The organism is Seohaeicola saemankumensis, assembly GCF_021021435.1.
Taxonomy (GTDB): domain Bacteria; phylum Pseudomonadota; class Alphaproteobacteria; order Rhodobacterales; family Rhodobacteraceae; genus Seohaeicola.
Map to the genome: position 1 here is coordinate 246821 of NZ_JAINWI010000013.1, position 16032 is coordinate 262852.

Annotated in this window: 17 protein-coding genes; 11 read left to right on the top strand and 6 right to left on the bottom strand. The window is 58.4% G+C overall.

Annotated features, from left to right (window positions below):
* Positions 1-92 precede the first annotated feature (92 nt).
* The 3 genes from K7H22_RS12355 to K7H22_RS12365 form a co-directional block, all read right to left on the bottom strand.
* Positions 93-683, bottom strand: coding sequence for a ferric reductase-like transmembrane domain-containing protein (locus K7H22_RS12355; protein ID WP_230801152.1), 591 nt, complete (start codon positions 681-683; stop codon positions 93-95).
* A gap of 26 nt (positions 684-709) precedes the next feature.
* Positions 710-1222 (bottom strand): twin-arginine translocation pathway signal, encoded by a 513-nt coding sequence (locus K7H22_RS12360; protein ID WP_230801153.1) that lies wholly within the window; start codon positions 1220-1222, stop codon positions 710-712.
* Positions 1223-1427: 205 nt separating this feature from the next.
* Complete coding sequence (locus K7H22_RS12365; RefSeq protein WP_230801154.1) at positions 1428-3113, bottom strand: acyl-CoA dehydrogenase family protein; 1686 nt, start codon at positions 3111-3113, stop codon at positions 1428-1430.
* Positions 3114-3271: 158 nt separating this feature from the next.
* Between K7H22_RS12365 and K7H22_RS12370 the strand changes: the two genes are divergently transcribed.
* A complete protein-coding gene (locus K7H22_RS12370; RefSeq protein WP_230801155.1) occupies positions 3272-4042 on the top strand; it encodes a sulfite exporter TauE/SafE family protein in 771 nt (256 codons plus the stop codon).
* A gap of 12 nt (positions 4043-4054) precedes the next feature.
* Here K7H22_RS12370 and K7H22_RS12375 read toward each other — a convergent pair whose 3' ends face one another.
* Entirely contained in the window at positions 4055-4432 is a 378-nt protein-coding gene (locus tag K7H22_RS12375) for a helix-turn-helix domain-containing protein (RefSeq protein ID WP_230801156.1), read from the bottom strand.
* 234 nt (positions 4433-4666) lie between these two features.
* Between K7H22_RS12375 and K7H22_RS12380 the strand changes: the two genes are divergently transcribed.
* Positions 4667-5551, top strand: a complete 885-nt coding sequence (locus K7H22_RS12380) for a LysR family transcriptional regulator (protein WP_230801157.1) — start codon at positions 4667-4669, stop codon at positions 5549-5551.
* Between the two features lie 142 nt (positions 5552-5693).
* Positions 5694-6329, top strand: a complete 636-nt coding sequence (locus K7H22_RS12385) for a hypothetical protein (RefSeq protein WP_230801158.1) — start codon at positions 5694-5696, stop codon at positions 6327-6329.
* A 129-nt stretch (positions 6330-6458) separates the two neighbouring features.
* Here the strand turns inward: K7H22_RS12385 and K7H22_RS12390 are convergent, their stop codons facing one another.
* A complete protein-coding gene (locus K7H22_RS12390) occupies positions 6459-8057 on the bottom strand; it encodes a phosphoenolpyruvate carboxykinase (RefSeq protein ID WP_230801159.1) in 1599 nt (532 codons plus the stop codon).
* 367 nt (positions 8058-8424) lie between these two features.
* Here K7H22_RS12390 and K7H22_RS12395 point away from each other — a divergent pair, with 367 nt between their 5' ends.
* The 7 genes from K7H22_RS12395 to K7H22_RS12425 are packed head-to-tail and all read left to right on the top strand — an operon-like array spanning position 8425 to position 13926.
* Positions 8425-9126: a response regulator transcription factor gene (locus tag K7H22_RS12395; RefSeq protein ID WP_230801160.1), complete on the top strand. Its 702-nt coding sequence runs from the start codon at positions 8425-8427 to the stop codon at positions 9124-9126.
* A complete protein-coding gene (locus K7H22_RS12400) occupies positions 9126-10841 on the top strand; it encodes a sensor histidine kinase (RefSeq protein ID WP_230801161.1) in 1716 nt (571 codons plus the stop codon). Before K7H22_RS12395 ends, K7H22_RS12400 begins: the two co-directional genes overlap by 1 nt.
* A gap of 49 nt (positions 10842-10890) precedes the next feature.
* Positions 10891-11313, top strand: coding sequence for an HPr kinase/phosphorylase (locus K7H22_RS12405; RefSeq protein WP_230801162.1), 423 nt, complete (start codon positions 10891-10893; stop codon positions 11311-11313).
* Positions 11314-11369: 56 nt separating this feature from the next.
* Complete coding sequence (gene rapZ, locus K7H22_RS12410) at positions 11370-12314, top strand: RNase adapter RapZ (RefSeq protein ID WP_230801186.1); 945 nt, start codon at positions 11370-11372, stop codon at positions 12312-12314.
* Positions 12315-12326: 12 nt separating this feature from the next.
* A complete protein-coding gene (locus K7H22_RS12415; RefSeq protein ID WP_230801163.1) occupies positions 12327-12719 on the top strand; it encodes a PTS sugar transporter subunit IIA in 393 nt (130 codons plus the stop codon).
* Positions 12720-12727: 8 nt separating this feature from the next.
* Positions 12728-13006 (top strand): HPr family phosphocarrier protein, encoded by a 279-nt coding sequence (locus tag K7H22_RS12420; protein ID WP_230801164.1) that lies wholly within the window; start codon positions 12728-12730, stop codon positions 13004-13006.
* Positions 13007-13050: 44 nt separating this feature from the next.
* Positions 13051-13926, top strand: coding sequence for a lysophospholipid acyltransferase family protein (locus tag K7H22_RS12425; RefSeq protein ID WP_230801187.1), 876 nt, complete (start codon positions 13051-13053; stop codon positions 13924-13926).
* A 75-nt stretch (positions 13927-14001) separates the two neighbouring features.
* Here the strand turns inward: K7H22_RS12425 and K7H22_RS12430 are convergent, their stop codons facing one another.
* Positions 14002-14877, bottom strand: a complete 876-nt coding sequence (locus K7H22_RS12430; protein ID WP_230801165.1) for a 3-hydroxybutyryl-CoA dehydrogenase — start codon at positions 14875-14877, stop codon at positions 14002-14004.
* 181 nt (positions 14878-15058) lie between these two features.
* Between K7H22_RS12430 and K7H22_RS12435 the strand changes: the two genes are divergently transcribed.
* Positions 15059-15913 carry a DUF6473 family protein gene (locus K7H22_RS12435; RefSeq protein WP_230801166.1) on the top strand — a complete coding sequence of 285 codons (855 nt, stop codon included), beginning with the start codon at positions 15059-15061 and terminating at the stop codon, positions 15911-15913.
* Positions 15914-16032 lie beyond the last annotated feature (119 nt).

Consider the following 16032-nt stretch of genomic DNA (forward strand, 5'->3'; position numbering starts at 1 on the left):
TTGCGCGTGATTTGATTGACACTGCCACATAACCGGAGCGCCGGGCAAGACCGTGATGCGGTATGACTATTTGATGCAAGATGAAAGCAGGGTCATTCCCTGCGGCGGCGCAACAAGACCCATGCCCGCAGATCGACCAGCACCTTGAGCGTGGCGGCAAGGACAAGGCCGGCAAGGACAATCTTTGAGACTTGGCCCATTGCGCCTTGTATCAAAAGCGCGTGCAGCACGGTGCCTGTCACGATCACCAGAGCCAGCGCCGAATGTCCCAGCCGCCAGATACGCAAGCCCATCCTGCGGCGGGACCGCAGGATGGCCAGCAAAGCGGTGGCAAAAATCGCCCACATCGCAACCACACCCCAGACCGAGAAGGTCGTGGCGGATACGAAAAGAAGTGCATCGACAACATCCGGAGGGCTTGTGATCCAGAGACCGGCGACATGGATCAGCACCGCGACGACCAGTGCTGCACCGGTCCAGCGGTGCAATCCGCGCCCGCGTTTTGAAGGCAGGCCGGGCAGATAACCGCCCACCAGAAGCGGTTGCAGCAAGATCAGCGCCATGCCTGCAACACCGGCAAACCCCGCTATGATATAGACCGGCTCGCGCCACTGAAGTAGCGGGCTTGTGGCCGCAATGGTCAGCGGCACCCCGATGGCAAGGGCCAGCGCCCCCCAGATCACGACGGATCGTAGCGGCTGCGTGCTGTTCAGCCGGGTTGCAGCACGAAATCCGCGCTGAGCGTTGTATCGTTCGGATTGGACATCACAGGGCGCAGGAAAACGGTCTGGAACGGACTGCCGTCAATGTCACTGTCATAGGCCAGATGGCCATGTGCCTGACCGAAAGCGGGCACAATCTGCGGCATTTCCAGCCGGAATGTGCCGTCCGCGGCCGTCAGGGTGGCACCGTGACTGTCGGCGTCGCGTTCGTGCCCTTCGGTTGTATGCGCCCAGATCTGGATGCGGATAGCTTCAAGCGGGGCACCGTCACCGGCGCGGCGGACTGTGCCTGTCATCACGAAGCCACCCCCACCGATACGGTTCACAATGGGTGCACCTGGGCGGTAGTTGTTGGAACCGCCGCGCATTGTGGGCGTAGGGGCAAGACTTTGCGCGCGCGCTGGGACCATCAGGCCTGTTGCGCCTGTCGTCAGGATTGCGCCTGCTGTGGCGCTGCCGGTCAGCAGGAAACGGCGGCGGGTCGGAGCTGTGAGGGGCATGGGGTTCTCTCCTGCTCTGGTCTCGCTCTATCACGCGATGCGAATGCGGTTGCGTTTCACACGATGAGTATGGCGCTAAAAGCCCAAACTGAAAGCGTATCTACGGATTTGTGATTGGTCCCGATCCAGCAGGATGCAGCCTGCCCGCAAGCAAAAGCCCCGCCGTTTGTGCGGCGGGGCTTTCGAAATGGTCTGTCTTCCAGGATCAGTCGAGCAAGCGGCGCGCGATGACCTGTGCCTGAATTTCGGCCGCACCTTCGAAGATATTCAGGATACGGGCGTCGCACAGGATGCGGCTGATCTTGTATTCCAATGCAAAGCCGTTGCCGCCATGGATCTGCAGGCCATTATCGGCGGCAGCCCATGCCACGCGAGCCCCCAGCAGTTTTGCCATGCCAGCCTCGAGGTCGCAGCGACGCTCGTGATCCTTCTCGAAGGCCGAGAAATAGGTCAACTGGCGTGCGACCATGATCTCGACCGCCATCATGGCCAGTTTGCCGGACACACGCGGAAAGTTGATCAGCGCCTTGCCGAACTGCTTGCGGTCTATCGCATATTGCATCGACACGTCCAAAGCAGCCTGTGCCACACCGACCGCTCGGGCGGCTGTCTGGATACGGGCGGATTCGAAGGTTTGCATCAATTGCTTGAAGCCCTTGCCTTCCTCGCCGCCCAGCAGGTTTTCGCCTTTGACATGGAAGTTGTCGAAGGCAAGTTCGTATTCCTTCATGCCGCGATAGCCCAGAACCTCGATCTCGCCGCCGGTCATGCCTTCGGTCGGGAAAGGTGCCTCGTCCGTGCCAGGGATCTTTTCGGCCAGGAACATGGACAGGCCGCGATGGTCGGTGCTGGACGGATCAGTTCGTGCCAGCAGCGTCATCACATGTGTGCGGGCGGCGTGGGTGATCCAGGTCTTGTTGCCGGTCACGCGGTAGTCATCCCCGTCCTTGACCGCGCGCGTCCGCAGGCTGCCAAGGTCCGAGCCGGTGTTCGGTTCGGTGAAGACGGCCGTCGGCAGAATTTCCGCGCTGGCGATACCCGGGAGCCATTTTTCCTTTTGCTCTTCCGTGCCGCCACAGATGATCAGTTCAGCCGCGATTTCGGAACGTGTACCAAGGCTGCCGACACCGATATACCCGCGCGAAAGTTCCTCGGACACAACCGCCATCGACGCTTTGGACAGGCCTAAACCGCCGTATTCCTCGGGGATAGTCAGGCCGAACACGCCCATCTCGGCCAGTTCGGTGATGATCTCCATCGGGATCAGTTCGTCTTTCAGGTGCCATTCATGTGCGAAAGGTTCGACCTTTTCGATGGCGAAGCGGCGGAACTGTTCGCGGATCATCTCCAGTTCTTCATCAAGGCCCGAAGCGCCAACGGTCACATTGGCGGACTGCTCTTGCATGAGGGCCACAAGACGCGACCGCGCGGCCTGTGTGTTTCCGCTTTCGGTCAATGTCTGGATAGACGCGTCTCTGAGGGCGCGGATATCTTCTACCTGCAACCCAAGATCCTGAAGGCGCACCATTTCGCCCTGGTTCATCTGGATGCCGCCGCTGATCTGCCAGAGATACTCGCCAAAGGCGATCTGGTGGATCAACTGTTCGGTCTCGCCGAACTTGCCTTGTGCGTCCAACCCTTCGGCCCATTTCTGCATCTGGCGCAGGGATTCGACATATGTGGCAAGCCAGGCAAGGCCATGCGCCGCTGTCTGCTCGGCTTCCAGAAGGGCTGCCGACACACGACCACCTTCGCTGACGCGGGCGCGCACACGTGCTTTCGCCGCGTCGAACAGGCTTTCGACCGGTGCCAGAGCCGCACCAGTCAAACGCAGCAGATCGGGCAGAATCACCACAGGGTTCATTGCAATATCTTGTCCGTCATGGGCCATGAATCACATCCTTTTTTTGCTGGTCACCGTCCTAGCCATTTCGCAGTTGCAGCGCAACAAAAATACCCAAGATAGCCATGCACATAACCGAAAATTGCGCATTGAATATTTGCGCTGCGGCACTAGCGGTTGCCGCGTCCTATGGTATGAAGTGCAGCATGACAGCAATCCTGACCTTCATGAGCCCTGAAATCCTTGGCTTTGCGCTTCTGGTGGCTCTTCTTGCGGGCGTCGTCAAGGGTATGGTGGGATTTGCCATGCCGATGATCATGATATCCCTGCTTGGCTCATTTGTCGCACCTGATGTTGCGCTTGCCGGTCTGATCCTGCCCACACTGGTTGCCAATGGCATGCAGGCCTTGCGACAGGGCTGGGCCGAGGCGTGGTCTTCGATCAAGCGGTTCCGTTTGTTCATGGCAATCGGGCTTGTCGCTATGTTGACCAGCGCACAACTCGTCCGGGTTTTGCCGCAAGACACCCTTTTGCTGATGATCGGCCTGCCGGTTGTGCTGTTCTGCGCTGTCCAGCTTCTGGGCTGGCAGTTGCGCCTGCCTGCGCGGGGGCGCGGCTGGATCGAGGCGGGGATCGGCGGCTTTGCCGGCTTCATCGGCGGGTTTTCGGGTGTCTGGGGGCCGCCGACAGTGATGTATCTGACCGCGCTGGATACACCCAAGGCGGAAAACATGCGCGTGCAGGGCGTGATCTACGGGCTGGGTGCGGTGGCCTTGTTCGGCGCGCATATCGGGTCCGGTGTGATGCGCGCCGAGACCTTGCCCTTCTCGCTTGCGATGATCATTCCGGCGATGTTGGGCACATGGATCGGCTTCCAGATACAGGACCGGATCGACCAGCGGGGCTTTCGCAAAGCAACACTGGCCGTCCTGCTGATTGCAGGACTCAATCTGGTGCGACGCGGACTGATTGGCTGACGCTAGCCTTGCTCAGCGCGCGGCGGTGCCGCGTGGTTCGGCGTTCTGACTGTTGGCGATCTCGGTGATGAATGTCCGGATCTGTCCGCGCAGGCGGTCATCCTTGATGCGCGTCAGCATTGATGCGATCTTGGTGGCTTCCTCGTCCAGAAGCTGCGGAGAGGCTGCGCCGCTTTCCAGTCCGTCAAAGAAGTAGGATGGCGCGACTTTCAGGATGTGCGACAGTTCGTACAGCTTGCTGGCCGAAATGCGGTTTCTTCCAAGCTCGTATTTTTGGACCTGCTGGAACGAAATATTCAGTCCGTCGGCAACATCGGTTTGTGTCATCCCGCGCAGGATACGCAACTGCTTTAACCGCTGGCCGACATGGATATCTACGGGGTGGGACATGTTCATCTCTCACAAATTTCTACTATGAAGAGAATGCCGCAACGACGGGATCAATCAACTTGTTAGATTTTTACTGTTTGGTTTAATTCATCGAACAGAATTTGACATACATTTTACATAGATGTATGATTTATTTACTCGTAATGTATTATAAATAAGCTGCACTGGACTAGCTTTCACTCCGGTTCGGTATCGAGTCGGGAAACGTGTCAAAGGTAGTTCGGGAATGTCGGAATGAGACAGCAAAGCAACCAGTCCCTCTTGTTCGAGATGCTGCGCTCCTTCGTGATGCTTGCTGATACCTTGAATGTATCGCGCGCTGTACAAGAATTGGGTGTGACGCGGCAAACCCTGCGGCGGCATATCGAATTGCTGGAAGAAGCACGGCAGCAGACGCTGTTCGTGGTCGAGGATCGGCAATACGGACTTACCGCGGAAGGGCAGGAAGCTGTGCAGGAAGCACGCAGCCTGCTGGAACGCGGGCGGGCATGGCTTGATGCCCAAGCAGCGCATCGCGCGGGCCTGTTCCGGTTTTCCCTCGCACGCGAAGATGGGTATTACTACCATCTCCAGCAGCACCCGATTGCGCGTATCTGGACGCAGGAAGGTCAGGTCTTGCGGGATGCGATCAAGGCATGGGCCGAGTCCGAGGGCGAGCTTGAGCATGCCGCATTCCAGAAGGTGCGGCCCTATGCACTGGTTTTCCGCTTCCTTGACGAACACTGGATCTGCGCCGAGGTGGGCGAGCAATCGGATTTTGCCCATTGGTATGGCTGGAGTTGGGCGCGCAGCAGTGTCGGGCGCAAGATTGACGGGTTGCCGGGGGCGGGCCGATTCAATTTCTCGGCGGCACAGTCTTATGACGAGTTGCGGTCCACGCAGGGTCTGCGGTTGGATCATATTGCAACACAGATGCCACATGGTCCGGATGACGTGATGCGCCCGATCTGTTTTGCCCGTCTGCTTTTGGGTTGCCGTTTCCCCGATGGCAGCTTTGCAATGGTCTCGATGGTGGATCGTGCCAGTAAGGTGGATATCCCCGGTCTCGACCCTGCGATCGTCCGGCAATCCGCCGAGGTCGAGGCGACCACGCACGAAAATTTCGGCAGGCGCGCTTAACCCCTGCGCGGAGCGCGGCTTCTGGTTTACAATCCTGAGTGGGCCTTAACCCTTCAGGAGTATCCCTGTCATGTCGATACATGATGTATTTTTGCGGTGGCCGCTTCTTTCCGAAGCTGCAAAAATTCTGCACGAGCAGAAAATGATAGTGACCGTCGGTCACGATTTTAACGAGTATAAGCGGATCGTCAGTGAAGGTAGGCCGCATCAGCCGGTCAGTCTGCCTTTTCGGGCCGACATGCATAACCTAACGAAAAATAACGCTTTTTGGGTATGTGGACATACAGCACAAGGTCAGCTTGCCCATACGCAAGCAGTCCGTCTGGTCGATGTCGGAGAGCAGTCCCTTGGCAGTTACCTGCGCCGTTCGTTCCGGCAGTTTCCGCCAGCGGGAGTGCCGCTGGACATGGCGGCCTCGCGCTACAGGGCGGGGCCGGGGGCGAAGCGAATCAAGGGCAAGCTTTGCTATCATGGCGAGATGTGGCTGGACGAGAATGAAGGCAATTATCGCGGACGTGGTCTGTCTTCGGTCTTGTCGCGGATGGGTTTTGCCCTTGCCTTGCGTGATCTGAACCCTGATTTTATTTTCGCATTCATGGTCCGTTCGGTCGCCTTCAAAGGGTTGGTCGAGCGTGCAGGCTTCATGCACACCGAACCCGCCTCGTTGTCATGGAAAGTCGTGGACAGGGAGCGTGCGATCGAAGCTTTTACCGCTTACATCTCGCGCGAGGATCTGCGCTATCTGCTCAGCGTCCGGATCGACGATCTGGTCAGTTGATCCTGCGCTAAGCACTCACTGGCTGCAGTTCGGCGGGCAAGCTTTTAGCAGAAACAGGAAACCCCGGTCTGGCGGGACCGGGGTTGTCTGAAATTTTGCCAAAGTCTTTGGGGAAACGATCCGGCTGGATCAGCCGATCGCGGCCGCTTTGACGTCGTCGTCGATGAACGGCACGTATTGGGCGAAGTTGTTGGCGAACATCTCGACCAGTTTTGCGGCCTGACGATCATAGGCTTCGGGATCGTGCCATGTGCGGCGCGGGTCCAGCAGAACTTCAGCCACGCCTTCGACTGCGACAGGCACATCGAAGCCGAAATTCTCGTCCTTGCGGAACTCGACATCGTTCAGGCTGCCATCCAAGGCGGCGGTCAGCAGGGCGCGGGTCGCCTTGATCGGCATGCGGCTGCCGGTGCCATAGGCGCCGCCGGTCCAGCCGGTGTTGACCAGCCAACAGGTCGCGCCATGCTTGGCGATTTTTGCCTGCAACAGCTTGCCGTAAGCCTCAGGGCGGCGCGGCATGAAAGGGGCACCGAAACAGGTCGAGAATGTAGGCTCAGGCTCGGTCACGCCGCGCTCGGTGCCTGCCACCTTGGAGGTGAAGCCCGACAGGAAGTGGTACATCGCCTGCGCCGGAGTCAGTCGCGCAATCGGGGGCAAGACGCCAAAGGCATCGCAGGTCAGCATGATGACGTTCTTGGGATGCCCGCCCAAAGCCGTTTCTGATGCGTTCGAGATATAATCGAGCGGATAGGCACAGCGCATATTCGCGGTCAGGCTGTCATCGTCGAAGTCCAGTTCGAAAGTTTCGGGATCGAAAATCATGTTCTCGATCACCGTGCCGAACTTGGAGGTGGTCGCGTAGATTTCGGGTTCGGCCTCGGCGCTCAGGTTGATGGTTTTGGCATAGCACCCACCCTCGAAGTTGAAGGTGCCGCGATCCGACCAGCCGTGCTCGTCATCACCGATCAGGGTCCGCGCGGGATCAGCCGACAGGGTCGTTTTGCCGGTGCCGGACAAGCCGAAGAAGACAGCGGTGTCGACAGGGTTGCCGGTCGCGTGGTTGGCCGAGCAATGCATCGGCATCACACCTTTGTCCGGAAGCAGGTAGTTCAGCAGGGTAAAGACAGATTTCTTGTTCTCGCCCGCGTATTCGGTGCCGCCGATCAGAATCACCTTGGCGTCGAAATTCATCGCGATGACGGTTTCCGAACGGCAGTTGTGACGCGCAGGGTCTGCCTTGAAGCTTGGGCAGTTGATCACGGTGAAATCTGCTGTGAAGCGGTCAAGCGCCTCGCGGTCGGGGCGGCGCAGCAGATGGCGGATGAACAATCCGTGCCATGCAAGCTCGGTCACCATCCGCACATTGATCGCCAGTTCTGGATCGGCACCAGCCACCAGATCCTGCACGTAATAGTCGCGGCCTTTCATATGGGCCAGCATATCGGCATGCAGAGCGTCGAAACCTTCGGGCGACATGGCCGCGTTGTTTTCCCACCAGATGCTGTCCTCGACGGAAGCAGTTCTGACAACGTGCTTGTCCTTGGGGGAGCGGCCTGTGAACTTGCCGGTCGTCACAAGGAATGCGCCGCCTTGTCCGAGAGTGCCTTCACCATTCTTCAGAGCCGCTTCGATCAGCGCGGGCTCCATAAGGTTGTAAAAGACATTGCCCAACCCGTTGATCCCTTGATCGTCAAGCCGGAATTGCGGGTTTACCCGTCCAAATGCCATATTGCCAAGCTCCTGTAGCCGCTTGATGGGCGGCGATCCATGTTCACGTGACGCCGTGGGCGCGCCGACGACCGGGCCTAATGCACCGTTGCGGTGCCTCTTAACATGACGATCCGATGAAGGAACAGGAGGGTTTTTCATAGTTAGCGCAACCAGTCGCAGGTTAGCGCAATCATCCGTCATTCTCTTGGATACTGTCCCATGTCGGAAAGCATACCTGATGCAATTTAGCCATTGCTTAGATATTTTACGATCAAATGCGACGCAGGCCTCAACTGATTCGCAGTTAGGGATTGATTGTAAAGACCAAAAAGACGATGAATTAAGGAAAAATTTAGGCGCAATGAGCAGTACAAGGAACTTAACCATGTCGAAGATCGCCCTTGTGGACGATGACAGAAACATTCTGACATCGGTGGCCATGACCCTCGAAGCTGAAGGGTTCGAGGTCGATACTTACAACGACGGCCAGTCCGCGCTGGATGCATTCAACAAGAAAATGCCCGATATGGCTGTGCTGGATATCAAGATGCCCCGCATGGATGGGATGGATCTGTTGCAGCGACTGCGGCAGAAAACCTCGATGCCGGTGATCTTCCTGACCTCCAAGGATGACGAGATCGACGAGGTTTTGGGCCTGCGGATGGGGGCGGATGACTACGTCAAGAAACCCTTTTCGCAGCGTCTTCTTGTTGAACGCATCCGCGCACTGTTACGGCGTCAGGAAGCGGTTGCCGGTGATGTCGTCGGGGACACTGAAGAGACCAAGGTGATGGAACGCGGCGACTTGCGGATGGACCCGCTGCGCCATTCCGTCAGCTGGAAAGGTCGTGATGTGTCGCTGACCGTGACAGAATTCCTGTTGCTGCAGGCGCTTGCACAGCGCCCCGGATTCGTGAAAAGCCGTGATCAGTTGATGGATGTGGCCTATGATGATCAGGTCTATGTGGATGACCGGACAATCGACAGCCATATCAAGAGACTGCGTAAGAAGATGCGGACAGCCGATTCCGAGTTTTCGGCGATCGAGACACTTTATGGTATCGGCTACAGATATAACGAAGAGTGATGGCTTTCGCAGAAAGGATCAGTTTGCGCGACGCAACGCCCCGGCGTGACGGTGATGTGATTCTGGGTGACGATTTCGTTGCTCCGGATACGACTGTCGAAGGGGAACTGCGTCACAGGCGTGAACGCCGCGGGTTGTTTTCGCTGAAAGACTCGCCTCTGACACGCAAGATCATCACCTTCAATCTGGTGGCGCTCAATATACTTGTTGCCGGAATCCTGCTGATGAACTCCTCGCGGGAGCCGCTGGCGGTCCAGCGTATCAACAGCCTTGTGGCCGAGGCCGAACTGATCGCAAATGTGTTCGAAGCCAAGGCCGCTGCCGGATCTGCAAGCAGCCTGTCAGGGGCCGACGAAGCGGATGTGGTCGAAACCATCGGCATGCTGAACTTGCGGCAGGGGCTTGAGGTTTTCGTGTTCGATGCCTCCGCCACCAAGGTTGCCGAAGGCACGGGCCGTGGCATCCTGCAGGCAGGTGACGAAGCGCCCAGTGATCCGACAGTGATCGTGGACTTTCTGTCATGGCTCTGGTCCGGCATCTCGGGGCTGGCATCTTTCAGCGAAAGCGAGACACCGCTGACCCATGAGGCACAGGCCCGCGAGCGTGTTCTGCAGGCCTTGACTGGCGGTACGACATATCAGACAGCACAGGACCCGGCTGGCACGACGACCTTTACCGTGGCAAGCCCTGTCCAATTGGGCGGGCAAACCATTGGCGCGGTGGCGCTTGTCAGTGCTGGCGGAGAGATCGACATGCTGGTGCGCGGCGAGCGGGAGCGTGTTTTGCAGATGTTCCTGATTGCGACGCTTGTCTCGATTGGTCTGAGCATCGTTCTGGCATCCACTATCGCCAACCCGATCTCTGATCTGGCGGCGGCTGCGGAAATCGGGCGCGATAAGGACCGGCGCAAAGCAGCGAACGGGCGCATCCGTATCCCTGATCTGACTGCGCGTCCTGACGAGATCGGGCGGCTGTCCGGCGCGCTGCGCGGTATGGTGTCAGCGCTCTACGATCGGATCGATGGAAACGAACAGTTTGCGGCAGATGTCGCGCATGAGATCAAGAATCCCCTAGCCTCGCTGCGGTCTGCTGTCGGGACGATGCGGGTGGCCAAGCGCGAAGACCAGCGGGAAAAGCTGCTGGAAGTGATTGAACATGATGTCCGGCGTCTGGATCGGCTTGTGTCGGATATCTCGAACGCATCGCGGCTGGACAGTGAGCTTGTCAAGGAAGAGCAGGAACCGTTCGACCTGCTGACAATGCTCGGCAATCTGGGCGAATATCTTGGACAGGAAGCGCGCGGGCAAGGGATCGACTTTATCACCGACTTGCCCGACAAGCCGATCATCGTGCATGGGCTCGAGGCGCGGCTGGCTCAGGTTTTTGTCAACCTGATCACGAATGCGATCAGCTTTTGCGAGGATGGCGACGCGATCCGTATTTGGGTGCGCCAGCGCGAGAACAGGGTTCTGGTAGTGGTCGAGGATACTGGTCCGGGCATCCCTGAAGAAGCGCTGAGCAAGGTGTTCAAGCGGTTCTATTCAGAGCGGCCAGCGGGCCAGTTCGGAAACAATTCCGGCCTTGGTTTGGCAATTTCCAAACAGATCGTCGAAGCGCATGACGGTGTGATCTGGGCCGAGAATATCCGTCCAACGGATGCTGATATCACCTCGGAGCCGCTGGGCGCGCGCTTCGTTGTGGGCCTTCCGGTCTGAGATGCGGGCAGGCCAGCGGGCAGGTTCAGGCGCGACGTATGACACCCCTTTGATCATACATGCCAGTTGCGTGTCCTATGACGGTCGGGCGGTCCTGATAAGCGGGGCCTCCGGCCGTGGGAAATCCGGTCTTGCATTGCAACTGATGGCGCTGGGCGCGGGACTTGTCGCGGATGACCGCACCTGTCTGACTGTCGCGGATCGTCGTGGCCAACCCCACCTGATGGCCTCTGTTCCCGATTCCTTGCGCGGCAGGATCGAGGCGCGTGGCGTGGGAATCCTCAATGCCGACGTCGTCGGCCCTAGCCCTGTCGCGTTGGCGGTCAATCTGGACCAGACCGAAACGCAGCGCTTGCCGCCCTCACGTCACTGCGAATTCTTGTCTATTCCGGTCCCTTTGCTTCACATGGTCGATAGCAGCGCTTTTCCGGCTGCTATTCTGCAATACCTCAAGGCAGGTCGTTTTGCATGATCACAAGACAAAGGATGGCGGGCAAAGGATGGCAGGCAAAGGATAGAATGACGGAAATGGCGACCTCTGGCAGCGATCAGCAAGCAGACAGGCCGGGTGCCGGGCAACGTGTTGTTCTGGTAACCGGACCCTCGGGTGCGGGGCGGTCGACTGCGATCAATGCGCTGGAGGATCTGGGATTCGAGGCGATCGACAACCTGCCGCTGTCGATGTTGCCGCGCCTTCTGGATGGCCCGCCGTTGAACCGCCCGTTGGCGTTGGGCCTTGATGTGCGGAACCGCGATTTTTCGACGAATGCGCTGATCGAAACCATCGACAGGCTGGGAACGACCCCGAATGTCGATCCGGAGCTTCTGTATCTCGACAGCCGCCCCGAAGTTCTGGAGCGGCGGTATTCCGAAACACGGCGACGCCATCCGATGGCGCCCGCAGAAAGCCCCGATATCGGAATCGGGCGCGAGATTGATCTTCTGGTGCCGATCAGGGCGCGTGCGGATATCCTGATCGACACCTCCGATCTGTCGCCTCACGAGTTGCGCGCCGAAATCGAGCGTATGTTCGCAGGTGCAGGTGGCCGGCATATGGCCGTCACGATCAACTCCTTCTCCTATAAGCGCGGCATGCCGCGCGGGATGGATATGGTGATGGATTGCCGTTTCCTGCGAAATCCCTATTGGGAAGAAAGCCTGAGAGGGCTGGACGGCCGCGATCCTCGCGTCGCCACCCATATCGCAACGGACCCGCGCGAGGGCGCATTCTTCGAAAAGGTGCTGGATCTGACAAAGTTGTTGTTGCCAGCCTATAGCGACGAGGGAAAATCGCATTTCGCCTTGGGCTTCGGGTGTACCGGCGGGCAACACAGGTCGGTTGCAATGGCAGAAAAGCTTGGCTTGACCCTTGCTAAGGACGGTTGGCAAGTGTCAATAAGACATCGCGAACTGGAGCGTCATGACGCCTCTTTATCTGCTGGTCGTCTTGCTACCAGCCCCATATCGAACTGAAGGAAGGCGTCCTTGATCGGGATCGTGATCGTAGCACATGGTGGACTTGCCCGCGAATATCTGGCGGCAGTCGAGCATGTTGTGGGTCAGCAGAAAGGTATTCTGGCAATCTCGATCGAAGCAGATCACGATCGCGCCATGAAACAGCAGGAAATCATGGAAGCTGCGGATGCTGTCGATAGCGGCAGCGGTGTCGTTGTCGTGACCGACATGTTCGGCGGATCGCCCAGCAACCTGTCCCTGCGGGCCTGTGCACCGGATGACCGACGCATTCTCTATGGTGCCAATCTGCCCATGCTGATCAAACTTGCGAAAAGTCGGCATCTGCCTGTCGGCGATGCTGTGCGCAACGCGCTGGAGGCAGGGCGCAAATACATTGACAGCCAGAACATAACCACAGACTAAGGCCTCCCATGTCGGACATAGTGCAACGCAGCTTGAAGATCGTTAACGAGAAGGGCCTGCATGCCCGTGCTTCGGCAAAGCTGGTCGAGGTTGTTGAAGGCTTCGACGCCCGCGCCGAGGTCAGCCGCGAGGGGCAAAGCGCATCGGGTGACAGTATCATGGGGCTTTTGATGTTGGCAGCGTCAAAGGGAACCACTATTGAGGTCCACACTTCCGGCCCGGACGCCCAAGCCTTGGCGGACGCATTGGAAGCGCTTGTTGCCGACCGGTTCGGCGAAGGAATGTAGCCTGCCCACATGCAGGCGAATACGGTGACATCGAGGTGGTCGATATTCAAGAACACAGCACGGCATCGGACCATGACGGAGAAGCCGCCCAGCATACGGCGCTCTATGACAGGCGAAGCCTGACCTATTCCAACACCTTCGACAGCCCGCTGCGCGGGACCATTATTCGTGCACTGGAATGGTTGACCGGCAAGCTGACCATCGTGCGCCGCGTGCGGGAGTTTGAACGGCGCGGTGCCCCGACAGGACAGGCCTTCTGGCCTGCGACGATGGATGTGATGGGCATAGACCTGCTGACACCGGCAGAGCAGCTTGCCCGCATTCCGGCAGAAGGGCCTGTCGTGTTCGTGGCCAACCATCCGCATGGACTGGTAGACGGGATGATCCTTGCCGATCTGATCGGGCGGGTGCGCGACGATTACCGGATACTGACACGCTCTTTGCTCACGGGCATCGACCAGAGTGCTGCCAGCTACATGATCCCTGTGCCCTTTCCGCATGAACCCGACGCACAGTCCAAGATGATAGAGATGCGCAACGCGGCGATGGAGCATCTGTCCAAAGGTGGCCTGATCGCGCTGTTCCCGTCGGGTGTCGTAGCCACGTCGCAAACGATGTTCGGCCCCGCTATCGAGGCCGAGTGGAATGTCTTTACGGCCAAGATGATCCGCCGGTCAGGTGCAACTGTGGTGCCCTGCTATTTCCCCGGATCGAATTCGCGCTGGTACCAGATCGCCAACCGTATTTCACCTGTTTTGCGTCAGGGCTTGTTGTTGCACGAGGTCGTGCACGCCTTTGACAAACCGCAGGCTCCTGTCATCGGCTATCCGATCTCGCCGGAGGAAGCCGAGAAGCGCGGACGCGATCCGCGGGCTTTTATGGCATGGTTGCGCGCGCATACTCTGGCTTTGAAAGACTGACAGGGCACAGGGGACTGTCTGCCCCCAGTCCCTTGCGGGCCTTCCCCCGAGGATACTTTGAGCAGAAAGAAACGCTCAGCGCGTCGGGACAGGAACCTCGCCACGGTAGTCGTAGAACCCGCGTTGCGTTTTGCGACCCAGCCAGCCTGCTTCAACATATTTTGTCAGCAGCGGGCAGGGGCGGTATTTTGTGTCGGCCAGGCCGTCATGCAACACGTTCATAATCGCAAGGCAGGTATCCAGCCCGATAAAATCGGCCAGTTCCAGCGGCCCCATCGGATGATTGGCCCCCAATTTCATGGATTCGTCGATGGATTTGACCGATCCCACGCCTTCGTAAAGCGTATAGACCGCTTCGTTGATCATCGGCATCAGAATACGGTTTACAATAAAGGCTGGAAAATCCTCGGCAGAAGCGGCGGTTTTTCCCAGCTTCTCGACCACCTTCAGGCAGGCATCGTAGGTCGGGCCATCAGTGGCGATTCCGCGGATCAACTCGACCAGTTGCATCACCGGCACGGGGTTCATGAAGTGGAAACCCATGAACCGTTCGGGCCGGTCCGTCCGGCTGGCCAGACGTGTGATCGAGATAGAAGAGGTGTTCGATGTCAGAATCGTATGTGGCGCGAGATGGGGCAGCAGATCGTCAAAAATCTTCTGTTTGATGGTCTCGCGCTCGGTCGCGGCTTCGACAATCAGATCGCAAGGCCCAAGATCGGCCAGCGTCGGGGTAGTCTTGATACGCGCCATGGCCGCGTCCTTGTCGGACTGGCTGATCTTCTCACGGCTGACCTGACGGTCAAGATTACGGGAAATCAGCGCCACGGCCGCATCCAGCGCATCCTGACTGATATCGGTCATCAACACGTCGTAGCCGGCCAAAGCCATGACATGCGCGATACCGTTGCCCATCTGTCCTGCGCCAACAATGCCGATGCTCTGAATATCCATGCGTGACCCGCTTTCCCGTTATGCCTGACCGCCCGACAATAGGCCGGAGGCCGGACCACCTGCAAGGGCACAGGCACCGGGTGCAATCGTTAAAACTTTTGACTGATTGAACTTTTAGGGAATTCGCAACGCCTTGCTGCGACTCTGCTGTCGGGTGAGTTTGAATTTATGGGTGGGTTTAATGACCTTTGACACGACAGGCCGTGCTGGCCTTGACTATCTTCCGTGCCGTTATGGCCGGTCGCGCTTGCACTTCAGAGGGCCGCGTCGCAGCCTGATCGGGGATTATGCGTTGTTCCTTGGCGGGTCCGAGACATTCGGGCGCTTTATCGAAAAGCCCTTTCCGGCCCTGCTAGAGGCTGAAACAGGCATCACATGCGTCAACTTCGGCTGGCAGAATGCGGGGGTGGATGTGTTTCTGAACGACCCTACAGTGGTCGACGTCGCCGAAAAGGCGCGCGTGACCGTGGTGCAGGTGATGGGGGCGCAGAACATGTCCAACAGGTTCTACACGGTCCATTCACGCCGCAATGACCGCTTTCTGAATGCGTCCGGCCTGATGAAGCAGATGTTCCGCGATGTGGATTTCACCGAATACGCGTTCAACCGGCATCTGCTATCCTCGCTCAGACAGTTGGCGCCAGAGCGCTATCTGATGATCCGTGACGAACTGAAATCGGCATGGCTGTCGGGGATGCGCCATCTTTTGCAGGCGATCGGCGGGAGAACGATCCTGCTGTGGTTCTCGGATCATACCCCCGATAGGGATAAGGGTTTGGCACTCGTTGAAAGGGCGCGTGGCGAAGATCTTGGGCAAGATCCGCTGTTTATCGACCGTTCCATGCTTGAGACCCTGCGCCCTTTGGTCACCGCATTGGTCGAAGTGACGGCCAGTCCGTCCGCATTGGCACAGGGCACGCGCGGTATGGTTTTTTCGCCTTTGGAAGCGCCTGCTGCCGCCGGCATGCTGGGACCATTGGCCCATCAAGAGGCGGTAGGTCAGTTGCGCCCTGTTCTGACGGCACTATGGGGATGACGGACCGAAGCACCTGAAAGCGAAAGGCCCGCCATTTCAGGCGGGCCTTGGATTGTGTCGCGACAGGCTGGATCAGATCTTCTCGATCAGTTCCGGCACGGCCGTGAAGAGGTCCGCGA